The sequence below is a fragment of the Polycladidibacter stylochi genome, assembly GCF_001562055.1.
In the GTDB taxonomy this organism is placed as follows: domain Bacteria; phylum Pseudomonadota; class Alphaproteobacteria; order Rhizobiales; family Stappiaceae; genus Pseudovibrio; species Pseudovibrio stylochi.
This window is the reverse complement of the sequence record NZ_LLWE01000005.1, coordinates 285,313-311,785: the sequence shown is the minus strand read 5'-3', so window position 1 is coordinate 311,785 and position 26,473 is coordinate 285,313. Positions and strand designations below refer to the sequence as shown.

The 26,473-nt window shown below is 44.7% G+C and carries 24 protein-coding genes and 1 tRNA gene; 16 read left to right on the top strand and 9 right to left on the bottom strand.

The window, feature by feature from the left end:
* The first annotated feature begins 29 nt into the window (after positions 1–29).
* A complete protein-coding gene (locus tag AYK67_RS17500) occupies positions 30–605 on the top strand; it encodes a PhnA domain-containing protein (RefSeq protein WP_068081211.1) in 576 nt (191 codons plus the stop codon).
* A gap of 174 nt (positions 606–779) precedes the next feature.
* Here AYK67_RS17500 and AYK67_RS01420 read toward each other — a convergent pair whose 3' ends face one another.
* The 3 genes from AYK67_RS01420 to AYK67_RS01410 all read right to left on the bottom strand — a co-directional run bounded on the left by AYK67_RS01420 (position 780) and on the right by AYK67_RS01410 (position 2,577).
* Positions 780–1,331: a YceI family protein gene (locus AYK67_RS01420; protein WP_068081208.1), complete on the bottom strand. Its 552-nt coding sequence runs from the start codon at positions 1,329–1,331 to the stop codon at positions 780–782.
* Positions 1,331–1,921: a cytochrome b gene (locus AYK67_RS01415; protein ID WP_068081204.1), complete on the bottom strand. Its 591-nt coding sequence runs from the start codon at positions 1,919–1,921 to the stop codon at positions 1,331–1,333. The genes AYK67_RS01420 and AYK67_RS01415 overlap by 1 nt, the downstream gene beginning before the upstream one ends.
* Positions 1,922–1,998: 77 nt before the next feature.
* On the bottom strand, positions 1,999–2,577 hold the full coding sequence (locus AYK67_RS01410) for a YceI family protein (RefSeq protein WP_068081201.1): 579 nt from the start codon (positions 2,575–2,577) through the stop codon (positions 1,999–2,001).
* Positions 2,578–2,857: 280 nt separating this feature from the next.
* Between AYK67_RS01410 and AYK67_RS01405 the strand changes: the two genes are divergently transcribed.
* From AYK67_RS01405 to ptsG, 3 genes are all read left to right on the top strand, one after another.
* The gene (locus tag AYK67_RS01405; protein WP_068081197.1) at positions 2,858–3,685 is read left to right on the top strand and encodes an inositol monophosphatase family protein; all 828 of its coding nucleotides are present in this window, start codon (positions 2,858–2,860) and stop codon (positions 3,683–3,685) included.
* Between the two features lie 582 nt (positions 3,686–4,267).
* Positions 4,268–6,805, top strand: coding sequence for a phosphoenolpyruvate--protein phosphotransferase (ptsP, locus tag AYK67_RS01400; protein ID WP_068081195.1), 2,538 nt, complete (start codon positions 4,268–4,270; stop codon positions 6,803–6,805).
* 92 nt (positions 6,806–6,897) lie between these two features.
* Positions 6,898–8,658, top strand: a complete 1,761-nt coding sequence (gene ptsG, locus AYK67_RS01395; RefSeq protein WP_068081192.1) for a PTS glucose transporter subunit IIBC — start codon at positions 6,898–6,900, stop codon at positions 8,656–8,658.
* An 89-nt stretch (positions 8,659–8,747) separates the two neighbouring features.
* Here the strand turns inward: ptsG and AYK67_RS01390 are convergent, their stop codons facing one another.
* Positions 8,748–9,338: a LuxR C-terminal-related transcriptional regulator gene (locus AYK67_RS01390; protein WP_068081191.1), complete on the bottom strand. Its 591-nt coding sequence runs from the start codon at positions 9,336–9,338 to the stop codon at positions 8,748–8,750.
* A gap of 132 nt (positions 9,339–9,470) precedes the next feature.
* Between AYK67_RS01390 and AYK67_RS01385 the strand changes: the two genes are divergently transcribed.
* From AYK67_RS01385 to AYK67_RS01350, 8 genes are all read left to right on the top strand, one after another.
* The gene (locus tag AYK67_RS01385; RefSeq protein ID WP_156453011.1) at positions 9,471–10,673 is read left to right on the top strand and encodes a substrate-binding domain-containing protein; all 1,203 of its coding nucleotides are present in this window, start codon (positions 9,471–9,473) and stop codon (positions 10,671–10,673) included.
* Between the two features lie 149 nt (positions 10,674–10,822).
* A complete protein-coding gene (locus AYK67_RS01380; RefSeq protein WP_068081190.1) occupies positions 10,823–11,599 on the top strand; it encodes an ABC transporter ATP-binding protein in 777 nt (258 codons plus the stop codon).
* Positions 11,596–12,297 carry an ABC transporter ATP-binding protein gene (locus AYK67_RS01375; RefSeq protein ID WP_068081187.1) on the top strand — a complete coding sequence of 234 codons (702 nt, stop codon included), beginning with the start codon at positions 11,596–11,598 and terminating at the stop codon, positions 12,295–12,297. The genes AYK67_RS01380 and AYK67_RS01375 overlap by 4 nt, the downstream gene beginning before the upstream one ends.
* Before the next feature lie 2 nt (positions 12,298–12,299).
* The gene (locus AYK67_RS01370) at positions 12,300–13,340 is read left to right on the top strand and encodes a branched-chain amino acid ABC transporter permease (protein WP_082735568.1); all 1,041 of its coding nucleotides are present in this window, start codon (positions 12,300–12,302) and stop codon (positions 13,338–13,340) included.
* 13 nt (positions 13,341–13,353) lie between these two features.
* A complete protein-coding gene (locus tag AYK67_RS01365) occupies positions 13,354–14,472 on the top strand; it encodes a branched-chain amino acid ABC transporter permease (protein ID WP_082735567.1) in 1,119 nt (372 codons plus the stop codon).
* Entirely contained in the window at positions 14,469–15,305 is an 837-nt protein-coding gene (locus AYK67_RS01360; RefSeq protein WP_068081182.1) for an alpha/beta fold hydrolase, read from the top strand. The genes AYK67_RS01365 and AYK67_RS01360 overlap by 4 nt, the downstream gene beginning before the upstream one ends.
* Positions 15,306–15,692: 387 nt before the next feature.
* Positions 15,693–17,066, top strand: a complete 1,374-nt coding sequence (locus tag AYK67_RS01355) for a GH1 family beta-glucosidase (RefSeq protein ID WP_068081179.1) — start codon at positions 15,693–15,695, stop codon at positions 17,064–17,066.
* Positions 17,067–17,154: 88 nt separating this feature from the next.
* Positions 17,155–17,724, top strand: coding sequence for a DJ-1/PfpI family protein (locus tag AYK67_RS01350; RefSeq protein ID WP_068081176.1), 570 nt, complete (start codon positions 17,155–17,157; stop codon positions 17,722–17,724).
* Between the two features lie 36 nt (positions 17,725–17,760).
* Here the strand turns inward: AYK67_RS01350 and modC are convergent, their stop codons facing one another.
* From modC to modA, 3 genes are all read right to left on the bottom strand, one after another.
* Positions 17,761–18,903: a molybdenum ABC transporter ATP-binding protein gene (gene modC / locus AYK67_RS01345; protein WP_068081173.1), complete on the bottom strand. Its 1,143-nt coding sequence runs from the start codon at positions 18,901–18,903 to the stop codon at positions 17,761–17,763.
* Complete coding sequence (gene modB, locus AYK67_RS01340) at positions 18,893–19,582, bottom strand: molybdate ABC transporter permease subunit (protein WP_068081170.1); 690 nt, start codon at positions 19,580–19,582, stop codon at positions 18,893–18,895. Before modB ends, modC begins: the two co-directional genes overlap by 11 nt.
* A gap of 105 nt (positions 19,583–19,687) precedes the next feature.
* A complete protein-coding gene (gene modA / locus AYK67_RS01335) occupies positions 19,688–20,479 on the bottom strand; it encodes a molybdate ABC transporter substrate-binding protein (protein WP_068081168.1) in 792 nt (263 codons plus the stop codon).
* A 374-nt stretch (positions 20,480–20,853) separates the two neighbouring features.
* Between modA and AYK67_RS01330 the strand changes: the two genes are divergently transcribed.
* The 4 genes from AYK67_RS01330 (at position 20,854) to AYK67_RS01315 (ending at position 23,358) form a co-directional block, all read left to right on the top strand.
* Complete coding sequence (locus AYK67_RS01330) at positions 20,854–21,609, top strand: amino acid ABC transporter substrate-binding protein (protein WP_068081164.1); 756 nt, start codon at positions 20,854–20,856, stop codon at positions 21,607–21,609.
* An 84-nt stretch (positions 21,610–21,693) separates the two neighbouring features.
* Entirely contained in the window at positions 21,694–22,368 is a 675-nt protein-coding gene (locus AYK67_RS01325) for an amino acid ABC transporter permease (RefSeq protein WP_068081160.1), read from the top strand.
* Complete coding sequence (locus AYK67_RS01320; protein WP_068081158.1) at positions 22,365–23,096, top strand: amino acid ABC transporter ATP-binding protein; 732 nt, start codon at positions 22,365–22,367, stop codon at positions 23,094–23,096. The genes AYK67_RS01325 and AYK67_RS01320 overlap by 4 nt, the downstream gene beginning before the upstream one ends.
* 172 nt (positions 23,097–23,268) lie before the next feature.
* A tRNA-Ser gene (locus tag AYK67_RS01315) sits at positions 23,269–23,358 on the top strand.
* Positions 23,359–23,656: 298 nt separating this feature from the next.
* Here AYK67_RS01315 and AYK67_RS01310 read toward each other — a convergent pair.
* Positions 23,657–25,324 (bottom strand): methyl-accepting chemotaxis protein, encoded by a 1,668-nt coding sequence (locus AYK67_RS01310; protein WP_068081157.1) that lies wholly within the window; start codon positions 25,322–25,324, stop codon positions 23,657–23,659.
* Positions 25,325–25,332: 8 nt separating this feature from the next.
* Positions 25,333–26,346, bottom strand: a complete 1,014-nt coding sequence (locus AYK67_RS01305; protein WP_068081150.1) for a cytochrome-c peroxidase — start codon at positions 26,344–26,346, stop codon at positions 25,333–25,335.
* Positions 26,347–26,473: the final 127 nt, after the last annotated feature.

Below are 26,473 nucleotides of genomic sequence, written 5' to 3'. Positions count from 1 at the left end.
AAGCTTCTACTAACAGAAAAGGTCAAACAATGTCATTGGAAACGGAGCTTCGCGCAAGAGCCGAGAATAAATGCGAACTATGTGGTGCCAGCGAGAACCTCAATGCGCACGTTGTTGGCCCGCAACAAGAGGATGAATTGTCAAATACAGCGTTGGTTTGTACAACTTGCAGTGAACAGATTGCAGGCACAAACCAATTGGACAGCAACCACTGGCAATGCCTTAATGAAAGCGCATGGAGCCAAGAGGCACCGGTTCAGGTTCTTGCATGGCGCATGCTGACAAGGCTTTCTAACGAGGCATGGGCCGCAGAACTGCTCGACATGCTTTATCTAGATGAGGAAACCATCAGTTGGGCCAAAGCGGGCTTGAAAGATGAAGCGGAAGAGGCAGTCATTCATAAAGACACCAACGGCACTGTTTTGTCCGCAGGTGATACGGTTACTTTGATCAAAGATCTGAAGGTAAAAGGTGCAGGCTTTACCGCCAAGCGCGGCACCGCTGTGCGTAATATCACCTTGGTACCAGACAATGCGGCGCATATTGAAGGCCGCGTCAACGACCAACGCATCGTTATTCTGACTGAGTTTGTCAAAAAGAACTAGATATTCATGAAACGAAGTGGCTGCGATTATCGCAGCCGTTTATAGTGTATAACAGAGGAATTGCAGAGAGCTGCGAGATGAAGTGTTAAGCAACACGCAATAAAATAGCATAGAAAACGAGCTATTGATATGCACTGCAATTTATAAGTTACAGTGCATAATCAGAGATATAATTTATTTTTCAGCTTCTATTCTTATCATCACAAGTACTGGAACAGCAACAGTCGCTTCAGGTGTACTATTCCCCAGATTGAAATCTGTACGAAGTAGCTGTAGCATGCCGCTTGCCTTCGCCAATGGACCATCAATGGTTAGGTTGAAGTTCAGCGCGACTGGAATCTGGCTGTCTTTGATTGTTAGTTGCCCTTGTGCTTCATAGCGGTTCTTTCCTAAGCTCACAATTTGATCGCTCTTAAAAACCGCTTTGGGAAACTTTGTAGTATCAAACCAGTCGGAAGTTTTTAAGAGATCCTCAATCTGCTTGTCGCCTGCCGAAATGGAATCTAACGCAATCTCTGCAGATATATGCGATGTCTCGAGTTGGTTGGGGTCGAAATCAATCTTGCTAGACCAACTGGTAAAATTTCCTGTTAAACCGCTACCGTTTTGCGTCGCTGTGAATTCAATTTTACTACGCTCGTAGTTGACCTTCCACTCTGCCGAATGGGCTGCGGACAATGCAAACAATTGGCTTAGACCAAAAATTATAGGCAGAAACTTATTCATTATTCCTCACTTTGAGATGTTCTTCGCTTGGAAACGAGGATACGTAACAGGACTTTATCCTTAGAGTAAAAGTGATGCTTTAAGGCTGCCGCTATATGAATAGTAATGAGCAGACAAAGGCCGTAGGCACAGATTTTGTGTAGTGTGGCCATAAGTGATGAAATACTTCCCTTATCTCCAAAAACGCCCGCAATTGGCAAGTGTGGTATCTCAAACAAGCCAAACATAAGGGTTGGGATATTTAGCGGCGAAGTTGACACCATAATCCAGCCACTTAAGGGCATTGCAATCATGCAGAAGTACAATGCTAAGTGCCCCAAATGTGCTAGTAGCTTCTCCAGCTGTGACATTGAGGACGGTAACTTCGGTGGAGGGTTGAGCAATCGGTTGATTACCCGAATAGCGATAAGACCAAAGGCGATAAATCCTATCGATTTGTGTAGCTGATAAAACTGGAAAGTTGCTGGTTTCAGTGGATTAAGACTGGTCATATAAAAACCAACAATTATTAAGAGCATAATTACAATTGCCATTGCCCAGTGAATGAAGATGGCAGTAAGACCATAACGATCTCTATTTAGATCAGACATTTCGCCTCTTTATTGATGCTTTATTATTTCAATGGCTTACTTAGGGACCTATGTAGGTCTCCATAGGTCCCTACTGGTTACTTGACGAGTGTTTCTGTTTCTATGACGATTTTGACCTCATCCCCAACGTAAGGCGTATAGGCACCCACGCCAAAGTTAGATCGATTGATTGTGGTTGTTACGGAAAAACCTGCAGCTTTTTTCTTAGCCATTGGGTGGTCTGCAATTTTTCTCACCAAAACCTCGAGAGTGGTAGGCTTGCTGATGCCGTGGATTGTGAGGGGACCGGTAACTTGCAGCGTATTTTCGCTTGTTTTGACGACCTTTTCAGATTTGAAAGTTGCGTTTGGAAATTGGGCCACATCAAAAAAATCTGGCGATTTGAGGTGCGCATCACGATCAGCTGCAAATGTTGTGATACTGTTCATGTCAATGTTGACTGAGACGGAGGAGTTGGCTGGTGTCTCTTCATCAATAAACAGCGTGCCCGTCCAATTCTTGAACCGCCCATCAGTTTGGGAGAAGCCCAAATGATTGTAGTTGAATGAGATATTTGCATGACTATGATCAAATACAAACTCAACGGGTTCGGCAATAACAGGGGTTGCCAAAATGCTGGCAACCAGCGTGTAAAAAGCAAACTTAAGTTTAGGCACAACAGCCTCCTATGTAACGCTATATTCTTCTGCTATTCTTTTGCAGAATAATTCTACATGGTCTAGCGGGTGATCTTTGAACGATCAGTTCCCCCTGATTGAACAATCCTACTAATCATTCATCTGTGCAAATACTTATTTTCTTTTTGAACATCTCGATGTGAAGAAGTCGGGCGAGCAAATTGGGTTGTCGTTATGTTGTTAGTGTGCATTTTCATATTAATGCTATCTGGGTAGCTTATGAATCGCGATCATAAAAAGGGAAAGGCACTTTGGGATAATGCTATTAAATCAGACGATTATAGAGAAAATAATTGAAGAGGTCAGGGCTATTGCCGCCGAAGAAATTCGCCCCCGCTTTCGTTGTTTAAATCAAGATGAAATAAAAACGAAATCCTCAGAAAGGGATTTAGTCACCATTGCAGACCAAAATACTGAGGCATACTTAACAGAAGTTTTCCGAAGTCTATTGCCACCTGCCTTAATTGTTGGTGAGGAGGCTGTTTCGCAAAACCCAAGACTGCTGGAAGCAATAACAGAGGCGGATCTCTCTATCATTATCGATCCTGTTGATGGCACTTGGAACTACGCCAACGGCCTACCAATATTTGGGGTGATTATTGCAATAGTTCAGCGCGGTGAAACAGTTTTTGGCTTGCTCTACGATGTTCTTCTTGATGATTGGGTTCGTACTGAAAAAGGGGCCGGGGCATATTTTGTCAATAACACTGGTAGCCAAAGGCTGAACAATAGCGGGGCAAGTGTGAAGCAAAAATTAGATGGCTATGTTCCATTGCATATGCTGTCAGATGACAAGCGAGAGACCTTTGCCCATCAAATTAATGAGTTTGGTGTTCTTTCCACGTTGCGTTGCTCTTGTCATGAATACCGCATGGTTGCAGCTGGAAAAACGGACTTTTGCCTAGCGGTCAGTCTCATGCCATGGGATCATGCCGCAGGTGTCTTAGCTATTTGTGAGGCTGGCGGGGCTGCTGGCCTATTAGATGGAAGGGCCTATTCGCCAACTATTCATAAAGGTATGCTGGTTACTACAAGCAATCGCGATTTTTACGATGAAATCATCAAAAAGATGAGTGCTTTGCGATAAGTATATTGAAAACAATCCCTTGCAAAGAAGAATGGACATATCTCCTGCTAGTTAACAAGTTTAAGGATCAGCGCAATTGGTGGGAGATTGTGTCCATACATAGAGTGAAAAGTCTGATTCTGTGAATTTTTACCCCCTATGAATAATTGTGCGACACTATGGCGCGTAATGGGCAACAAAAGTGACTATCGATTACCTATCAGTAATAATAGTTAGTTTTCTGCATGTTTGTGGAGTTCTTTTCAAAAGTTCTACACTGTAGATTTGCCAATTGTTAATATTAGAAACACACTGAAACATATTGATACAAAAAACATCTTTTCAATCAAGTTGAATGCATTTTCTTCCCTAGTAATTATAGAGAAACAATCAAGATATATTTGGACAAAATTATGTTTAGGGTATATCAGATAAGTAATGATATGCTATGCGCGCCGCATGTGACAGTTTGTAAGCAATTGGGTTGCTTTGGTTGCAGGTTCTTGGCGTGACTGTGCCAATTGTGAGTTGGAAATGCATAATTTACTCTAAGGAAGTAAAAAGTGTTGTCTTGCTAGCTCATTAAGTCTGGGAGTGTAAAAATTGAAAACCAGCAGTGATGCCTATACCCTACAAATGCCCATTAAAGGTATTTTGCAGCCAATAACAGCGCTGCCAGACCCCGTGTTTGCTGAAAAAATGATGGGAGATGGTTTTTCAGTAGAACCGTTAGATAATACGCTGTTTGCTCCAATTGATGGGGAAGTGACGCAGATTCATCCATCCCGACATGCTGTCACAATAAAAAATGGTGCGCTTGAACTTTTAATACACATTGGTTTGGAAACTGTTGCACTACGTGGCGAGGGCTTTACTTTATTCGTTGAAGAAGGCCAAACTGTTATAGCAGGTCAAAAACTACTTGAATTTAATCCCGATTTAATTGCTCAAAAGTGTGTTAGTGTTCAATCCGCAATCGTCGTAGCAAGTGGTCAGGAAATAAACCCAACCATTCCCTATGAAAGTGCTATCGAGGATATAACAACAATTGTTGCTATGGTTGGGGCTAGTGCTGATATCGCGGCCTCTCAAGAGCCTGTCATTGGTGGTCAAACGAAAACAACTACTGTAAAAATTCCTAATCCTACTGGCCTACATGCCCGTCCGGCAGCTCGTATTGTTGCTATCGCCCGCCAAAGTGCTTCAAATATGGTGCTTCGCGCCAATGGCAACGAAACACGCGCCGATAGTGTTACAGGTATTATGTCGCTTAAAACCAAATTTGGCGACACAATGGAAATTGAGGCTCAAGGGACTGACGCCGAACAGTCTGTTGCAACCCTTGTCGAAGCAATCCGTGAAGGTCTGGGAGAAGACATCACCGATGTACCGGCCGTTGCTCCTGTGGTTGAGCTTGAAGAAGAAGAGCCGCTTCTAGCCACGCATTCAACAGAACCAGGCGTTTTGATTGGTTATACCGCGTCTCCTGGTCGTTCCGTTGGTAAATTGGTCAAGCGCAAAGAAAAACTACCGGAAATCCAACGTGAAACCAAAGATATCGACGTTGAGGCCACAAAGCTGATAGAGGCTATTCACACCAGCCGAAAAGATATCCGCGCAATGATTGATCGCTTGCAAGAAAAAGGGCAGGGCGATTTGGCTGAAGTTTTCTTCGCACATTGCCAATTGCTAGAAGACCCTGATCTTGTTGATACGGCGCACCATGATATTGGCACAGGTTGCACGGCTGCTTGGTCTTGGCGTCATTCATATGAAGCACAAGCCAAACGCCTTGCTGCAATGGACGACCAGTTACTTGCTGGCCGCGCTGCCGACGTGCGTGATGTGGGTGAGCGTGTTCTGCGTAAACTGTTGGGTATCACTAGCGGCGAGGCAGAGTTGACCGAACCATCCATTTTGTTGATGGAAGACATCACGCCGAGTGAGATTGTAACCCTTGATCTTTCTAAGGTTGTAGGTCTTTGTACACTCGCAGGTGGCTCGGCTTCTCACGCAGCTATCATTGCTCGCTCAAATAATCTGCCATACTTGGTCAATGTTGAAGCAAGCATGAGCGACGTTGAGGATGGCACAGAATTATTGCTGGACGCCAAGAAGGGCAAAATTAAAATCAGCCCAAGTGAAGCAGAAAAACAAGAATTCCTGACCAAAATCGAACGCGAAGCTGAACTGTTGAAACAGTATCAGGCCAAAGCTCATGAGCCTGCTGTCACTACAGATGGTGTTCGCATCGAAGTTGCAGCTAACATTGGTTCTTTGGAAGATGCAAAAAAAGCTGCTGAAGGTGGTGCGGAAGCTGTGGGCCTGCTGCGCTCAGAGTTTTTGTATCTTGAACGGTTAAATGAACCGACAGAAGAAGAGCAGGGCGAGGAAATAGGCAGCATTTTGGAAGTCATGGGCAAAGATCGTCCTGTGATTATCCGAACGCTGGATGTGGGCGGTGACAAACCACTGCCATACCTGCCAATGCCAACGGAAGAAAACCCGTTCTTGGGCGTACGCGGAGTTCGCATTGGTTTGGAACGTCCTTCCATTCTGCGCCGCCAGGTTCGTGCTATTTTGTCCCAAGCGGGCAAGGGCCGTGCCCGTATTATGTTCCCGATGATTTCTGCCCTTGATGAGCTGATGGCTGTTAAAGCCCTCGTTCGCGAGGAAGAAAAGAAAATGGGTGTTGAGCCGGTAGAAATCGGCATCATGATTGAAGTGCCATCTGCTGCGTTAATGGCCGATAAATTGGCTGCGGAAGTAGATTTCTTCTCAATCGGTACCAACGATTTAACACAGTATGTTCTTGCAATTGACCGCGGCCACCCGGCCTTGGCTAAACGCGCTAACCCGCTTCACCCTTCCATCCTGCGCATGATTGATATGACTGTGAAAGCAGCCAAGGCCCATGGCAAATGGGTTGGCGTTTGCGGGGGGCTAGCCAGCCAAATCGAAGCCGTACCGGTTCTCGTTGGCTTGGGCGTGCATGAGCTATCCGTAAGTGTACCTGCCTTGGCAGAAGTGAAGCACCGCATTCGTGAGCTATCAATGAAAGAATGTCAGGCACTTGCGAACAAAACGATCGACTGTGCGGATACCGCAGACGTGAAAGAACTACTCAAGTCTTTTAAATGACGTGAGTTTTAAGGGAGGCAGGGCACTATCTGGCAATAATGCCCTGCAAAACTCTAGTAGCAAAAGCGGAGAGCACTCCGCAGGAGTAAAACATGAGCTTATCAGCTTCTAATATGTTTGCCAACTTACAAAAGGTTGGTAAATCACTTATGCTACCGGTGGCAGTAATGCCGGTTGCTGGTATTTTCCTCGGGGTTGGTGCTGCAGGATTTGGCGTTTTTCCTGAAGTCTTCAACCACATAATTGAGCAGGCAGGCGGCTCAATTTTTGGTAATCTTCCTGTACTTTTTGCTATTGCAGTTGCGATTGGTTTTACCAAAAATGATGGTGTTGCAGCGCTTTCCGCTGTGGTTGGCTTTGGTGTTATGCTTGCAACAATGGGTGTTGTTGCCGATGCAGCCGGTGTGCCGACCAAATCGATTATGGGCATCACCTCCATTGATACCGGTGTATTTGGTGGTATCATTGCTGGTGGTATTGCTGCCTATATGTTTAACCGCTTCTACCGCATTAAATTGCCAGATTATCTAGGCTTTTTCGCTGGTAAGCGTTTCGTACCAATCGTTACTTCGTTTGCCTGCCTTGCCGTAGGTATTATTCTGGCGTTTGCATGGCCACCAATTGGTGCCGCGATTAAAGCATTCTCAGATTGGGCAGCTAACGAGAACCCAGAGTTTGCATTCTTTATTTACGGTGTTGTTGAGCGTTCACTCATCCCGTTTGGTTTGCATCACATCTGGAACGTACCATTCTTCTATGAAGTTGGTTCTTACCTCGATCCAGCAACAGGCAAAGTGGTAACAGGTGAAATCCAGCGTTACTTGGCTGGCGACCCAACAGCCGGTAACATGGCCGGTGGCTATCTGTTCAAAATGTTTGGTCTGCCTGCAGCTGCGATTGCTATTTGGCATACAGCTAAACCAGAAAACCGCACAGTTGTTGGTGGTTTGATGATTTCCGCAGCGCTGACTTCATTCCTCACAGGTATTACCGAGCCAATCGAGTTTGCCTTCCTGTTCGTTGCACCTATTCTCTATGTTGCGCACGCCCTCATGGCAGGTATTGGTTATGCGTTGATGATCATTTTTGAAGTCAAGCATGGCATGACTTTCTCTCATGGTTTCATCGACTTCACATTGCTGTTCCCGCTTTCTACAAACGGTTGGATGCTCGTACCGTTCGGCCTGGCATATGCAGCAATCTACTACACCGTGTTCCGCTTCCTCATTGTAACCTTGAACCTGAAAACACCAGGTCGTGAAGATGATGAAGAGCTTATCCGCGATCAAGTATCCGATACCGGTATTTCTGGTGCATTGGTGCAAGCATTTGGCGGCGCACAAAACATTGATAACCTTGATGCATGTATCACTCGTCTTCGTATTGGCGTCAAAAACCCAGACCTTGTGAGCGATGCAAAACTGAAGTCTCTAGGTGCTCGTGGTGTTGTTCGCGTTGGTTCTGGTGTTCAAGCTATCTTCGGTCCAGCCTCTGAAAACCTGAAAACAGATATGGAAGAGTATCTGCGTTCTGGCGGAACTGGCGAAGAAGCACACGTTCCAACGACTGCTGAATTGGAAGCTTCTGAAAAAGCTGCTCCAGCCCCAGCCGCAAAAGCTGCAGCTATGAACATTAACGTGGATGCACTCATTGCTCAATTGGGTGGTAAAGCAAACATCGTGAGCGCCGAGGCTGTTGCGAACACACGCGTGCGCGTTGAAGTTAAGGATGAGGCGGCCGTAGATACTTCTGCTTTAGCTGCGAGCGGCATGAAGACGATGAAAGCCGGTAATAATGTCCTGCACTTGATAGCTGGAGAGCAAAGCACACAGCTTGCAGAAAAACTCTCTTAAAATAATAGCTTCGATTGAGCTATGAAGAACCGGCGCTTTGGAAACGGAGCGCCGGTTTTTTGTTTTGAATGCTTAAGAGGCTGCAATACCTAGCGCTCAACTATATGCGGCCCGCAAATGCTGCCAAGCGACATGATTAAGGCACTGGTATTTTGCACGCCAAATTTCTTCAATAAGCGTGAACGATAAATTTCAATTGTTCTGTAAGACAGCCCCAGGTCTCGGGCAATTTGTTTGCTGGTCAAGCCGTCTGCAATGCGGGCAACAACCTGTTTTTCGCGTTTTGTAAGTGGAACATAAGGGCGCTCATCTGAAAGATCGGCAAAACTCCAAATGGCCTTTTCAAGCGGTTGTTGAGGAGTAAAACTGTTTCCGCGCACCCGGCACCAAAAAAGGCTCCCGTTTTTACGCGCCATGATGCGCTCGTCCCAATAAACATTTTTCTGGCGAAGCTCTTCAATACCCCGACCTCGTATTGAGGAAAACTCTTCTTCTGTTGGATACAAAATGGCAAAGAGTTGATGAATAAGCTCATGGCGCGAATAGCCAAACATTGCGGCAAAAGACAAGTTACATTCTTGAATAATCCTGTTTTGCGTAACAACAAGGCCGATTGGAGCATAGAAAAATGCTTCCTCAAAAAGCTTTGATCCTACCAGTTCCTTACTTGAATAATTCATTTAGGTGTTTCCACAATATTGCACAGATATACGTATTTGACCTAGCCTAGAGTAAGGGAGAATAGCTACAGCATTCAAGTATAAAACGTGACGTCTAGCTGTAGTTTTAATCACTGCAATACGGGGGAGCAGATGATTCATAAACACAAGCTAAGGGCACTAACAGTATGCTGCGCAATGGCAATGGGGGCTTTGGTCCAAGTCACGCAAGCAGCACAGCCAATAAAGATAGCTCTTATTCACGGCCTGTCTGGCAGTTCTTTTGAAGTTTTTTCAAAACAAATGCATACCGGTTTTGAAATGGGTATCGAATACGCCACCAACGGCACGAATGCTGTGAAAGGACGGCCGATAGAGATCATAAAAAAAGATAGCCAGTTCAAACCGGATGTTGCTCGTGCGATGCTCGCCGAGGCATACGGTGATGATGAAGTGTTGCTCGCCATTGGTGGCACATCATCGGGTGTTACAAAAAGCCTGTTGCCGATAGCTGAAGAGTACGAACGTATTTTACTCGTCGAGCCGGCTGTAGCCGATACCTTAACAGGCCCGGATTCAAACCGCTATATCTTCAAAACGTCGCGTAATTCTTCAATGGATATGCAAGCGCAGGCCTTGGCTTTGCGACCGGATGAAAACCTATTTGTTGCAACATTGGCGGAAGATTATGCATTTGGCCGCGATGGTATTAGTGCTTTCAAGCAAGCCCTAAAAGGCTCGGGTGCAACTGTTGTAAGTGAAGAGTATGTGCCACTTAAAACAACAGATTACACGGCAGCAACTGAGCGTCTGTTCAATGCACTGAAAGAAAAAGAAGGGCGCAAAGTTATCCTGATCTATGTCGCAGGTGGTAACGACCCCATGGGCAAAATAAAAGCAATGCAGCCAGAGCGCTACGGTATAGAAATATCAACTGGCGGACATATTCTGCCGGTCTTGCCAACATATAAGCGCGTACCGGGAATGGAAGGGGCAATCTACTATTACTATGAGGCCCCCGATAACAAGGTAAACGATTGGCTGGTATCTGAGCATTTAAAGCGTTTTGATACACCACCGGATTTCTTCACCGCTGGTGGTATGAGCGCGGCGCTTGCAGTTGTTAAAGCTCTAGAAACAGCGAATGAGCTGGATACCGAAAGCCTGATTGCAGCTATGGAAGGCATGAGCTGGGAAACGCCCAAAGGGACTATGACATTCCGTCCTGAAGATCATCAGGCCCTACAATCTATGTATCACTTTAAAATCCGGGTCGATGAAAATGTAAAGTGGGCCATACCCGAGCTGGTGCGTGAGATAAAAGCGAACGAAATGCAAATACCGGTCCTTCGCTAAATTGACTTTTCAATCTCCTTCCTCTCAACAAAACCATGCCTGATGACTTAATGGCAATTTATTGAGAGGAAGTTCGGTGTGATCGCTCTTAAAAGGCCAAGCACATTTCTTTTACGCGTGATCCGCATGAGTTTCCACGAGTATAACCAATGAAAAAACAGCAAAGCGGTTCGTCTTTACAAACAAAATCACTTTCAATTTCATTTGGCGGCCACACAGCGGTTAATGCCGTAAGCTGCCAGTTTCACCCCAATGAACTCACTGTAATAGTTGGACCCAATGGTGCAGGAAAGACGACGTTTTTTAATCTCATTTCGGGTCAGTTAAAGCCAACACATGGACAAGTAATCTTAAACAATCACGATGTTAGTCAAATGCCACCCGCAACAAGGGCTAGGCTTGGTATTGGTCGTGCTTTTCAGCTGACGAACTTATTCCCGCGACTAAGTGTACTGGAAAACATTAGGCTGGTTGTTCAGGCTCATAGTGGCGATGGTTGGCGCTTTTTTACAAGGATAACAGCACTACCGGAACTGGAAGCCAAAGCAGAGCATTTCTTGCATTTGGTGGGCCTCTCCAGTGTGGCGCATATGCTGGCGAACGAGCTCTCCCATGGCAACCAGCGTAAGCTGGAAGTCGCCATGCTTATGGCGATGGAGCCGGACATATACATGTTTGATGAGCCAACTGCCGGTATGTCGCTGGATGAAGCGCCAAGCCTGCTAGAGCTAATTGCAAATCTAAAAAATGATAGCAGTAAAACCGTGTTGTTAGTTGAGCATAAAATGAGCGTCGTAAGAGCATTAGCTGATCGAATAATCGTTTTGCACAATGGTGAGGTGCTTGAAGATGGCACTCCAGATCGCATCATGACCTCTAAGTTGGTGAAGGATGTTTATCTTGGAAATGCTGGAGGGCTTGCATGAGTATTGTTCAACTGCAAGACATGACCACAAACATTGGTCCCTATCGCATATTACATAATGTTAGTTTTGAGGTCCCAACAGGTGGTGTTTTTGTCTTATTAGGACGCAACGGCGCTGGAAAAACAACGACACTGCGTTCCATTATGGGCCTATGGCAAACATCGCCGAAATCAGTTTTTTTCAAGGGGAAAGATATCTCTGGCCTGCATACGAGCGAAATTGCTCGCATGGGGGTGGCCTATGTGCCAGAAAATATGGGTATTTTTGGTGGTCTCACAGTCGAGGAGAACTTGCGCCTTGCAACGACAAAAGGCAAGTTTGATAAATCGCGTTTATCTTGGGTTTATCAGTTGTTTCCGGCGTTGGAAAAGTTCTGGCACACCAAAGCTGCAGCACTATCTGGCGGTCAAAAGCAAATGCTGTCCGTTGCCCGAGCTGTTATCGAGCCGCGTGAACTCATTTTAATTGATGAACCGACCAAAGGGCTTGCCCCGGCGATTATTGCAAACATGCACGACGCGTTTGCAGAAATTTCCCAGACAACAACATTAATACTCGTTGAGCAAAACTTTGCTTTTGCGCGCTCTCTAGGCAACCAACTCGCAGTTATTGACGATGGCTGTGTTGCTTATACCGGCTCGATGAATGCTTTTGAAAGTGATGCAGAATTGCAAGCTCGATTGTTGGGAGTAGCGTGAAAATGACAGAGCGGTCATCTAAGAGGGTGTTCAGCCCGCATCAAGCATTCAAGTATGCCTATCATACTATTGGTAGGTTACCGGGCGGTGTTTTTTGGCTACCGGTTGCTTTAGGCGGCATTTCTTTTCTTTTAATATCACAGCCTGCCACTTGGCTGACCTTAACAATTGCAGGTCTTGCCATGGGATTGATGATTTTCTTAATGGCCTCTGGTCTTTCCTTGGTTTTTGGCCTCATGGATGTTTTAAATTTCGGGCACTCGGCATTTATCAGCTTTGGAGCTTTTATAGCGGCAAGTATATTAAGTTGGCATGCAGGCTGGCTACAAGCAGATAGTGTCCTGTTAAACGGAGCCGCCCTTTTTCTTGCTCTCTTGGGAGCCGTTTCGTTTGCTTGTATTGCTGGCTGGTTTTTTGAAACTGTCATCATTAAGCCTGTCTACAAAGATCATCTAAGGCAGATTCTAATAACCATGGGCGCTCTCATCGTGTGTGAGCAACTTATTCTGGTTGTTTGGGGCGGTATTCCGCTTACTGTGCCACGCCCGGCATTTCTTCAAGGCTCCGTGCTTTTAGGTCAGGTTCCAATCGAGGTATACCGGCTTTTTGCTCTATTGATGGGGCTGGTGATTTATGCCGGGCTTTACTGGCTCTTCAATGCCACACGCGCAGGCCTATTGGTTCGCGCCGGTGTGGAAAATCGCGAAATGGTTGAAGCGCTCGGCTATCGCATTGACCGCTTGTTCCTAGCTGTTTTTATTGGCGGCTCAGCTCTGGCTGCACTTGGGGGTGCCATATGGGCAGGGTATGAAACGATGATTTCGCCTGCGCTGGGCACTGAAATGATGACTCTAGTTTTTATCGTCGTCATCATAGGCGGCCCTGGCTCCATTCAAGGAACTTTACTTGGAGCGCTACTCGTGGGTTTGACAGGTAACTACTTGGGCTACTTGGCCCCAAAAATGGCATTAGCAACCAATATGTTACTTATGCTCTCAGTATTATTATGGCGTCCAAATGGCCTTAAACCGGTTGCAAGCTGAAAGGGGAGGGGTCATGTTCAATCAAAAAAAACTATCACTAGCCTGGGGAAACCCACCGAGTAGGGACCGTAATCAAAATTTGGCTTATACCCTGCGTATAACTGTTGGCCTCGTTTGGGCAATTTTACTGTTAGCGCCGTTTTTATTCCATGATGTCCGGGCGTTGGAAGTTGCTGCCAGGATTTGTATTTTTATTGTGCTGGTGGCAAGCTATGATTTGCTGATTGGCATCACGGGTATAGTCTCTTTCGCACATACTCTTTTTTTTGCATGCGGTGCCTATGGCGCTGCTATCGGGCTAAAGCTTTATGGTGGTAGCTGGAGTGCCTACAGCTTGGGAAGCTTGGCAGGAATGCTGCTTGCTGTAACAATTGCAGCGGTTATTGGCCTGCTATCATTGCGTGTTAAAGCCATTTTTTTTGCCATGATAACACTAGCTGTTGCTTCTCTCGCTCTTGTCATGGTCTCTCAATTTTCTGCCTACACAGGGGGAGAAGACGGGCTAACCTATAAAACACCAGCTTTGTTCAAAACAGCAACCAAGTTACTTGAGAACGAGAATGGAAGCACGGTTAAAGTCTTTGGAACCAAATTAAATGGAAAGCTGGCAGCCTATTACTTTTTGTCATTCTCCTGTCTGTTGATTTTTGCTTTAACTGTGCGTTTGGTTGCAACGCCATTAGGCAGCGTGTTGAAAGCCATAAGAGAAAATGACACGCGGGCAGAAGCAATTGGCTACAGAGTTGTGCGCTACAGAAGCCTGATTTTTTGCTTATCTGCGGCAAGCGCTGCCGTCGCCGGGTCTATTTATGCTGTGTGGCTTAAGTATACGGGGCCCGAGACAGTCCTTTCCTTCACGATAATGATTGATATTCTGCTTATGGTCGTTATTGGTGGTATGGGAACGATTTGGGGTTCTGTTCCCGGTGTGCTGCTTTTGGTTTTGGCGCAATACTATCTTCGCGATCTTATGGAAATTGCAGCTGAAAAAACAACGGGCATACCGTTGCTTCCCGAATTGTTGAGTCCTGAGCGCTGGCTGTTATGGCTGGGTATTGGATTTATTCTGGTTGTTTACTTTTTTCCCAAGGGTTTGGCTGGCGCTATGCTTGCAAGTGGAGAAAAAAGATGACGATACGTAGATCCCGTTTCCATCAAATCAACGGCCACGAAATCCATGTGAGCGAATGGGGTAATCCCGAAAATGATGTTGTTATTCTATGGCATGGCCTTGCAAGAACAAGCCGCGATTTTGACGAATTAGCTCATGCGTTGAGTTTCAAATACTTCGTGATTGCCCCGGATACGTTGGGGCGGGGTTTATCAAGTTGGGCAGATGAGCCGCAGCTCCAGTATAGAGTTGATTACTATGCAAAACTAGCAGTTGCGCTTATGGATTTGTACTCCATTCATGAGTGTCAGTGGATTGGCACATCTATGGGGGGCTTGATAGGAATGTACTTGGCAGCCAATTGCCAAACACATAGGTTGACCCGGTTGGTTTTAAATGACGTCGGTCCTGAGTTACCCGCCGCTGCAATTAATCGCATACTAAACTATGCATCTGAGTTACCTTTGTTCAAAACTGTAAGTATAGCCGAGCAATGGTTCCGGAATAACTACAAGGGGTTTGGCCCGGCGAGTGATGAATTTTGGAACCGGATGGCGCGTACCTCGTTACGACGGCTGGATGATGGCCAGCTCACAGTGCATTACGACCCACGCATATTGAGTATGTTGACGACAGACAGTGCACCCGCTGCATCCTGGCAAATATACGAGGCTATTAGCATTCCTACCACGGTGGTGTGGGGGGAAAAATCAGACCTTCTAACCAAAGAAATCGTGGCACACATGGCGCAAAAAGGACCTAGGGCAACGATTATTCCCATTACAGATTGTGGGCACGCACCAACGTTATCACGGCCACATGATATCGAAATGGTTTTCTCACTACTTAAATAGCTGTCGATAATATCAAAGCACGCCACACGTGTCGCTATAGCTTTGCGAAGCCCTTAGGTGCAAGTGAGCTGGGTTTAATCAATTTCCTACGTATTAACATTTAGAGGCATTTTTGCCGCTTGATGTAAGCGCTTACATGGGTTAAATACAAAATGTAAACCATTACATTGGCAGATTTTGGGAGTTTCTGCACAGTATGTAGTGTCAGAGTTTATTCTAAAATTGTAACAAGCTTAGTGTTAAGAGGTCATCTTCCCCTATCAAATTATGACCTCATTGGAATTGGGAGATAAAGAGGACAAATGTCCTCGGTTGTAAGTTCAATCAAGTCTACATGCCCCATAAGCAAGACACGAGCTCATCAATAGCGTTCGACTTGAGGTACAAATGTCTGAAATAGAAAGACTAGCCAAAAGATTTCCCCCCCAATTTACATGGGGTGTGGCCACCGCAGCTTTCCAGATAGAAGGTGGAGCCAATGAAGACGGTCGTAAGCCGAGTATCTGGGATGCTTTTTGCCGTATGCCAGGCCGCGTATTTGAAGGCCATACAGGTGACGTAGCATGCGACCACTATCATAAGTGGGAAAGCGACTTGGATTTAATTAAAAGCCTAGGTGTCGATGCCTATCGCTTCTCAATTGCTTGGCCGCGTGTCATTCCAGATGGGCGAGGACAGGTTAACGAAGCAGGTCTAGATTTTTATGACCGCTTACTTGATGGTCTGGTCTCGCGTGGCATTAAAGCTTTTGCAACCTTGTACCATTGGGACTTACCCATAATACTACAAGGTTATGGCGGTTGGACAAACCGCGATACAGCAGATGCTTTTGGCGAATATGCTCGTGTTGTTACCCGCCGTTTGGGAGACCGGCTAGATACAATGGCGACAATTAATGAGCCATGGTGTGCGACGTTCCTAAGTCATTTGGAAGGGGCACATGCACCAGGAGAAAAGTCAATTGACGCGGCACTGGCCGCTGCCCATGTAATGAATTTGGCTCATGGCACTGCAGTTCAAGCAGCGCGGGCGGAGCGTGCTGACTTGCCGATGGGCATTGTCTTAAATTCATTTTCAACATACCCCGGCACGGATAGCCCAGAGGATGTGGCAGCGGCAAATCGCTACTGGCAATTTAATAACGGGGTATTCTTTTCACCCATATTCAAAGGTTGCTATGATGATGAGTTTTTTGCAGCTTTGGGTGATAAACTTAAAGTTCAGGAAGGGGATTTAGAGCGTATCAACCAACCTTTAGATTGGTGGGGCTATAACTACTATAATCCTGAAACAGTTGTAAATGACCCAGATCCGGCGGCGATTTTCCCGGCGACGAAAGGCGTACCAAGTTCGGATAGTGATCTGCGAACAGATATTGGTTGGGAAATTGTGCCCCAAGGCTTACCCGATATGCTCAAGCATGTTTATGCAAACTATGACTTACCGCCCGTTTATATTACAGAAAATGGTGCAGCCTATAACATGGGACCAGAAAATGGCGTAGTTGATGATCAGCCACGTTTAGACTACATGAAAGCCCATATTACAGCCTTAAGTAGTGCTGTAGAAGCTGGTATTCCTGTTAAAGGGTATTTTGCTTGGAGCTTAATGGATAATTTTGAATGGGCATTTGGCTACTCTATGCGTTTTGGGATTGTTCACGTGAACTATGACACGCAAGAGCGAACCATTAAGAAAAGTGGTTACTTCTATAAAGAATTGGTAAGTAAAAATCACATGATATCTGAAGAACTGACCTAGATATTACATACTACAAATAATATTGTGCCCAAATTTGAAATTAGGGCACAATATTTTTACTATAAAATATCTTTAAAGAGATAATTATATGTCAAAATTAGCTATCATATTACCACAAAAGTTTGCCGATTGGGAATACGCATATTTGGCCGGTATAGGTGGTGCCTACTACGCTATTGATCTTCGTTTTTATATGGTCGAGCAGGAAACGATTTATTCTCAAGGTGGCCTCCCGGTTACATTAGAGCATAGTATTGAAGATCTTGATGCGTGGTCGCCTCAAGCAGTTGCTGTTATCGGTTCAACAATTTGGTCTGAAAAAGCTGCGCCAGACATAACCAGCTTCCTGTCAGAGCAGTATAATCGTGGAGCTGTAATTGCTGGAATATGCGGTGGAACGATACCGATAGCGCAGGCCGGGTTACTGGATAATCGCCCACATACCTCCAATACGCTTGAATTCTTGAAAGGTAATACTACAGCTTACCAAGGTGATGCACACTATAAGAACACAAAGCAAGCAGTTCTGGCTCAGCGTGTCATTACAGCGGCGGGTACAGCGCCAATTAGTTTCTCGGCGTTGCTTTTTGAAAGCCTGGGAGTTGATACCAATAGTATTGATGAGTTTAAGGCAATGATGTTAGCCGAGTTCCTTTGAAGCTTTAATGGATAGACCTGAGCTTAGCTAATGCAACTACAAGCTACGATCTGCAAATATAATCGACTTTATTAAAGCATAAACTGTATCACCTTTGGCAAGCCTGAGTTGGTGAAGAGAGGCACGAGTTAACCTGGATTTTAATGCAATACCGTCAATGTGAAGCAATACTTCGGCATAGGCCGTACTATCGTATTCATGGACCTCCACCAGGCACCCTTTTAAAACATTGCGCATACTTATTTCTTTTGGGTACTCTTTCGCAAGAGCCACGTCACCGGCTGCAATATGCAAGCGTACACTATCGCCAACATTGGCATTCAAGTGCGGGACCTCAAGGTTTTGCTTACCAATGCTGAGAAGGCTTAGGTGATAAGTATTGTCCTGCGCTATTACTTCTGCCGGTATTAGGCTCACAGTACGACGTGGCTCCACACCAGGCAGAGGTCCAAGGCGGGCTAATTCGTGAATAATTGGACCTTGGCTGGCAATGCGACCATTGTTAAGTGAAACCATTGTGTCCGCTAATTGTGCGACCTCAGCGATATCGTGGCTGACATATACAATGGGTAGTTTAAGACGTAGGTGCAAGGCTTCTAAATAGGGCAGTATTTCTTGTTTGGCTTGCCGATCTAGAGCAGAAAGTGGCTCGTCCATAAGTAGAATTTGTGGCGCGGCAAGCAAAGCACGGCCAATAGCCACCCGTTGACGCTCTCCCCCGGATAACGCGCTCGGTAACCTATGTAATAATGGGGAAAGTTTCAAAAGGTCGACAATCTCTTCGAAAGTAGGTTGCCCTGTCAGATGGGAAGGTGGAAGCCTTTTACGCCCAAATAATAGGTTCTCCTTGATGCTCATATGCGCAAACAAATTGGCTTCTTGAAAAACGTAACCTACTGCGCGCTTGTGTGTGGGAACGAAGACACGCTCTTTACTATTTTGCCATTGTTCGCCAAAGCATGTAATTGTGCCCTCCAAATGAGCAAGGCCGGCTATGGCTCGTAATATTGAGGTTTTTCCGCAACCGGAGGGCCCAAATAGAGCTGTTACTCCGTTAGGAGCAATGGAAAAATCAACATCCATCTTAAACTGACCTAGCTGACCTTTCAGTACTAGGTGCAAGCCTTCTTTGCGATGGGATGAAGAGCTCGCATCTCCACCTTGCATATTAAGAGGCATGACGATTTTCTCGGGTTAAGCGGTTTTCAATTGTTTTGGTTAGGAGAATAACAAGAAACGAAAAGGTCAATAAACCTGCAGCTAGAATATGTGCTTTACCCCATTCGAGGTTCTCGACAAAATCGAAAATGGCAACGGAAACAACCCTTGTTTCTCCAGGTATATTGCCGCCAATCATCAAAACAACGCCAAACTCGCCGATAGTATGTGAAAATCCCAAGACTGCTCCGGTAATAAGTCCTGGACGCGCGAGGGGAAGTGCAACATTGAAAAAAACATCAAATGGACTTGCACGTAAGGTGGCGGCGGCTTCTAACGGCCTGTTACCGATAGCTTCAAATGAGTTCCGGATGGGTTGAACAACAAAGGGTAGGGAATAAACAATCGAGCCAATAAGCAGACCCGTAAAGGAAAATGCGAGTGTTCTAATTTCGCTAAAGCTATTTAAAACGCCACCAATCCCACTTGGCCCAAGCGCTATGAGTAAATAAAAGCCCAGCACAGTAGGAGGAAGAACCAAAGGCAAAGCAATTATAGCAGCAACCGCTTCTTTAAAACGGTTGCAACTTCTAGCAAGCCACCAAGCAAGTGGTGTCCCAATAATTAGCAAGCCAAGTGTTGTATAACTGGCGAGCTTAAGTGAGAGAAAAACTGGTGGCCAAAGATCAGCGAATTCCAAATAATTCCCCCATCACTTTCTTGGGCTCGAACTACAGAGCGTCTGCAACTTCCATCTGCATAAAAGCATATAGCAACGGCCCATCAAAGTGAATAGACTGGGAAATTACAGGGGCCGCTTATAGCCGTAGTTTTCAATGATGCTAACCGCTTGGTCAGATTGCAAAAACTGCATAAACATCAGTGCTGCGATCTTACCCTGACTGTTTTTAAGTAAAACAGCTCCCTGATTGATCGGTTGGTAAAGGTTACCTGGGACTAACCAATAGCTTGATTGTGGTTTTTGCGCAATTTGTGAGAATGCAACAAATCCTATAGGCGCATTACCAGTGGCAACAAATTGGAATGTTTGTCCGATAGAATTTCCCTGAACGAGGAATGGCTCAACGTTTTTCCAAAGTTTGAGTTCATCAAGTGCTTGCTTTGCAGCTTGACCGTAAGGAGCCGTTTTGGGATTGGCAATCGCCAGCTTGCCAAAGCCACCATTCTTTAATGTTTCAACTGATGGGCTTATACTGTCATCACTCGAATAGAGCGCAAGACGACCTTGAGCATAGGCCGTGACAGACCCCTCAATGCCAAATCCATTCTCAACGGCCATTTTAGGTCGCTTCATATCTGCAGCTAGGAAAATGTCGAAGGGTGCACCTTGGCTTACTTGATTATACAGCGTACCTGTAGAACCAAAGCTGAATTTGATTGTATGACCTGTCTCTGCCTCAAATACTTTACCGACTTCTTTTGCAGTTTGTTGGAAGTTAGCTGCAACTGCTATTTGCAGATCATCGGCATAGGAAGCATTCGTAAAATATACCAATGAAAATAAAATTGAAAAAAGCTTAATCATCTTTTTTAGTTTATAGTAAAAATTCGGATATCGTAAGGTTATTTCTTTCATTTTGTTTCCTTGATATATTCTGATTTCACATCTTACTTAATAAATATGGTCAATACCATTGCATTTTAAATTGTAAAGAATTTTCATTCAGCAACTGAAAAAAATTATGTATGAGTAATTTTAATGAATTTTACCAGATTTTTGCAAAAATCTGTGCAAAAATCCATTTTAAGGTATGTGATGGCTGAATTGTTTTTTTAGAAACTTGCTGCTACGTAGATTCGCTTTTTCTTTTATGGTCAATACTAGAAAATATTATTAGTGAGTTGTGGTAATGTAAATTTGAATTCTATAAAATGTTAATATTGCAAGGTAACTGGAAAAAAAATTCTAATAGAGGTAAGCGGGGTGAGCAGTTAAGAAGGATAAGCATCATGCGTAATTTGGTTATGGCGACCGCTTTGTTATTTAGTTTACCCGCCCAAGCGGAAACCATAAAAGTGGGTATGTCGGGAAGCTATTTCCCTTTCACTTTCGTGAAACAGGATAAGCTTCAGGGCTTTGAAGTTGATGTAATGAATGCAGTCGCTAAAGAGACTGGTGATCATATTGAATATGTTACAATGAGTTTTTCTGGGCTTGTTGGGGCACTAGAAGCAGGCCGCATTGACACAATTGCCAACCAAATAACGATTACACCAGCCCGTGTCGAGAAGTTTACATTTTCTCAGCCTTACGTTTATGATGGAGCACAAGTTGTCGTACGCAAAGGTAATGAGCAAGAGATTAAAGGTCTAGATGATTTGAAAGGCCGCTCTGTAGCGGTAAACCTTGGCTCTAACTTCGAGCAGTTATTGCGTGAACTGCCATTTGCAAATGAAATTACAATAAAAACTTATGATAGCAATATAGAGCAAGAAACAGCCCTTGGCCGTGTTGATGCCTTTGTCATGGATCGTGTTTCAGCAGCACAAACTATAATGAAAACACCGCTTCCCTTGGCATTAGCTGGTGAGCCTTTCTCACAAATACGCAATGCACTCCCTTTCCGTAAAGATAGTGGAGGAGCGAAGCTGGCCCAAAAAGTGAATGCAGCTCTCACCAAATTGAAAGCAAGTGGTAAGCTGCAGCAAATCTCCAATAAATGGTTTGGAACAGATATCACTTCCGCAAACGACGAAGTTAACTAACGCTAAGCTAGAATAAATAGTGAAGCAGGCATGAAAGCTTTTCTCATGCCTGTTTTATTTGGATAGTAAGCCTGAGGCAAAAAAATGCGACCATTAGATTTTGACTACATGCTGAGTATATTGCCAGTATTGTTAAAGTATCTGCCGCTTACGATGGGTATGGCCAGCATTTCTATGTTGCTTGCTTTGGGGCTTTCTTGTCTTGTCGCGATAATTAGAGTTCTACAAATTCCCATTTTAAATAGCCTCTCTAAAGTCTTTATTAGCTTTTTCAGAGGAACTCCCTTACTGGTACAGCTCTTCTTGTTTTACTATGGCTTGCCACAAATTTTTACCAGTTTAACGGCTTTAGATGGTGTTAGCGCCGCAATTATTGGTCTGACACTACACTTCTCGGCTTATATGGCAGAAAGCATTCGTGCTGCCATATTGGGTGTTGACCGCAGTCAGTGGGAAGCAGCGAGATCAATTGGGATGAGTGAAGGCCAAATGATGCGGCGTATCATTCTTCCGCAAGCCGCAAGAGTCGCAGCACCCACTTTAGTAAACTACTTTATTGACCTTATAAAAAGCACATCGCTGGCTTTTACCTTGGGTGTTACAGAGCTAATGGGTGCAACACAAAAGGAAGCTGCGGGCAGTTTCTTGTATTTTGAAAGTTTTATTCTGGTAGCGTTAATCTATTGGGTTATCGTCGAGATACTATCTCATATACAAAAGGTATTAGAGCAACGACTAGGTAAGGCAGTAGCGAGATGATCAGTGTTCGTGGTTTAAAAAAGAGCTATAATGGCCAAAAAGTGCTCAACGGAATTGATCTCGATATCGAGCGTGGTGAGAGAATTGTCATAATTGGCCCGTCAGGAACAGGGAAGTCTACGCTTCTTCGAACGCTTAACTTTCTCGAGCAGCCAGATGCCGGCACAATTAGCTTTGATACTCTGAAAATAGATGTCGCAAATGCTTCCAGTGCAGACATTAAAAAACTACGACTACATACTGCCTTCGTTTTTCAAAACTACGCACTGTTCGCAAATCGGACAGCTCAGGAAAACATAGCGGAAGGCCTACAAGTTGTACGTGGTTGGAAAAAGAAAGATGCATTAAAGCGGGCAAGTGAAATACTAAGCGAAATTGGCTTATCGGATAAAGCAGATGCTTACCCTGCTGCACTATCGGGTGGGCAACAGCAAAGGGTCGGTATTGGTCGTGCTATGGCCGCAAATGCAGATCTAATTCTTGTAGATGAGCCAACTTCAGCGCTCGACCCGGAATGGGTTGAGGAAGTTTTACAGCTTATGGGTAAAGTGGCTGCAGCACACCAAACAATGCTTATTGTTACTCATGAAATGCGCTTTGCTCGCGATATAGCTGATAGAGTTCTATTTATGGAAGGAGGGCGGATTGTCGAGCAAGGGCCCCCAGAAAAGATATTTAGCCAGCCTGACGATCCGCGCTTAAAACAATTCCTGCGAAAACTTTTGTAAAAAGTGTAATAAGTAAGCGCTCAGCGACAGGGCTTCAAGGCGTGCTGGCAAGCAGGCTCACGGGGTTAAGAAGAAACAGTTCGAGCCGCTAAAAATCCAATTTGGGGAAAATCAAGAAAAAACAAAAATTACGCTTGATCTACCAGCGGTTAATGGCTACTAACGCGCTCAAGGACACGTGGCCGAGTGGTCGAAGGCGCTCCCCTGCTAAGGGAGTAGGCCCGGAAGGGTCTCGAGGGTTCGAATCCCTCCGTGTCCGCCATCCATTTCTATCTAATTGAAATATATATGGTTTTGAACCTAAAAACCCCTAGCGGGCTTTATGATAGGGTTCGAGATAGCGCTTTTATCGCATTCCCGGCGCGTAATTACCTGTTTTCTTTCCGCGTATATAGACAAGGTTCCTTGCCTGAAATTCAGATGTAAAAGTAACTATAGTTTAGCGAATTTAAGATGATAAAATTGATGGTGTAGATTATTTATACAATAATAAAGAAATTTAAAGATAATAGAATTGTGTTTCTCCCTATTACTATAATATAATAGGGAGATAACTATTATTAAGCGTGATTATCCAGTTTTGTTACTGTTGTTAAGAACAGATCAACCTCTTTGGAGAGGCTATTCGTTACTTCCGTTAGTAACTCAGAGGACTTGCTAACCGTGCTTGCCTCGTTAGTTGTTTGCAAAATTGAAGCGCTCACCTCGTCAGAGCTATTAGCAGCTGTCTCTGATTGGCCGTGTGCAGCTTCTGCAGCATTGGCAATGCTTAGTGTTGCATCTTGCTGTTCGCTTACACTTTGATTGATTAATTGTGTTAGGCTGCTAACCTCCTGTACAGCTTCACTAATTGCATTTATGGCATCAACTGCAGCTGTCGTGGAACTCTGTACACCGGTGATGTGGTTTGAAATGTCTTCAGTTGCCTTTGCAGTTTGGCTGGCAAGTGATTTCACCTCGGTTGCAACCACAGCAAAACCGCGGCCCATTTCACCTGCACGTGCAGCTTCAATAGTTGCATTTAGTGCTAATAGGTTTGTTTTGTCTGCGATATCCCTAATCAGTTCGAGGACCTGACCAATCTGCTCGGCTGAATTTGAAAGAGCAGTAACTTGTCGATCTGTATTTTGAGCCGTTTTTACAGTTGTATTCACAAGGTCGTTGGCGCGGCTAGACTGCTCACCAATTGTATTAATTGAGACGATAAGCTGTTTTGTTGCTATAGCCACCGTTTGAGTATTATCACGTGAACTTTCAGCTGCAGAGCCAGCACTTTGTGCATCTTGTGTTGCTTTATCAGCCATACGGTGCAAGCTAAGTGAGGAAGCTTGCATTTCCGTTGATTGGTTGTGCAGGCGAGCCATATCTTGCTCTAACGCGCTTCTAAAGTTCGTGATAGCTTTTTCTTTTTTGACCTGAATAACCTTTTCAGTCTCTAGCTTTTTCAGGTTCTGTTCTTCAAGCTCGCGCTGTTGAATGGCATTGCCACGGAAAATAACGACTGCATCAAAAATCTTGCCAATTTCATCCTTACGGTCTGGAAGGTCCAGGTCAATATCAAGGTCTCCCTTTGTCAGGCTATTCATTTTCTCTGTTAAGTATGTAACTGGCTTACTAATATTGTTGGCAGACCACCAGGCAATACCAAAACCGGCAATACTCAAAATGGCTATTGCAGTTATACTGATAACATTGACAAAGAAAGCTTTCTCACTACTTTGGGAAATTATTTCGTGACTGGCATGACGTGTTGTTTCTACGATTGACTTGATTGACTTGCTAAGATTAGCAGTATTTCGATTTATTTTTTCATGGGTAGGAACTAAATCGGAGGGAGTAATTCCAAGCAAAACTTCGGTACTTGACTTCCAAACTTGATAGTTGTTGCGCGCCTGCATGGTGGCGGCACCCATTTTCTTATTTAAGGAAAGCGCAATGGCATCATCTAGCTTTTTAGATAGTCGTTCGTCTAACTCATTGAACTTTCTTTCGTACTCCTCTTGGGTGATAAATGTTGTCATCGCCATAGCACTCTCAACGAGCTCTTGGGCAACAACAAGTTCATCAGCCAGTGAAAAAGCATACTGTTGTGCTGTAAGCGCTTCCTGGGATATTTGTTGAACGTGGTTTAGGTTTTTAGTATTTTGCCATGCTATGACACCAATCAAGGTAGCAGACAGTAAGATCAGCCCGATTACCGGAGTTAATATTTTACCGCGAATATTCATTATTGGCCTCAGTTGGGTAAAGTTGGCATGGGTTCTTCAATGCGCTCTGCCGTAAGAGTTAGCAAAAACGCTTTTAAATCAGCGATTTCGCCATCGCTCAAATGAAGTGCCCTCACATGCTCAGAGCGGGATTGGCGCTCCATACCTCCACTATTATAGTGGGCTAAGACAGCATCAAGGTCTGGTAAACTCCCATTGTGCATAAATGGTGCGCGGTAAATTAAATTCCGAAGGCCGGGTGTTTTAAAGGCGTGCTGCATCTTAACATACGCAGCTTCAATCGCGCCGCGGCCGATATCTTCGGTATAAACACCAATATCGTGGAATTCATTATCGGTGAAATTCCAGCCACTATGGCACTTGGCACAAAGCCCCTTGCCATTGAAGATTTGAAAGCCACGTTTTGCAGATTCAGAGATAGCATCCTCGTTACCTTCAATCCAGCGATCAAACGGTGACCAGCCACTTACAATCGTACGTTCATAAGTAGCGATAGCCTGCAATATCGTTTCTTTGGAAATACCACGTTTAGGGAAAACGATATCAAACCAGCGTGTGTATTCTGGTATCATTTCCAAGGTTTCGACAATATCATCGAATTTAGCATTCATTTCTACTGGGGCTGTAATCGGCCCTTGCGCTTGCTCTTCAAGAGTTTTGGCACGACCATCCCAGAATAATGGCTTCACCCACGCTGCGTTTAAAAGTGTTGGTGCTTGTCTGGCTAAGCGTGTTTTAGCCGCGCCAATTGGTGTTTCAACTGGCACTTCATATCCAAAAGATGGGTTATGACAACTCACGCAATTCATGTCTTTTGCCCCTGAGAGACGAGGGTCAAAAAATAGCATTTTTCCTAGTGTCGCGCGTTGGGGTGTGTAAGCAGCGCTCTGAGGAAAAGGAACAAAAAGGGGGCGTTTATAGTCTTCTTTTAAAGATTTTAAATCAACCGCCAAAGTGTATTGAGGATAAAGTATTATGGCAAATAGCAAAGCGACTATTTGCCCAAGCCTCTTAGATAGCATTAAAACCCACTCCAGTTTAAAGTTTAATCAGGCTTCCGCTCGAACATGGCGGAATTGCTTATTAGATTTAAACTATATTTAAACTGTAGATTGAAATAATTCTATCTATAGTTGTCAAATACCCAAA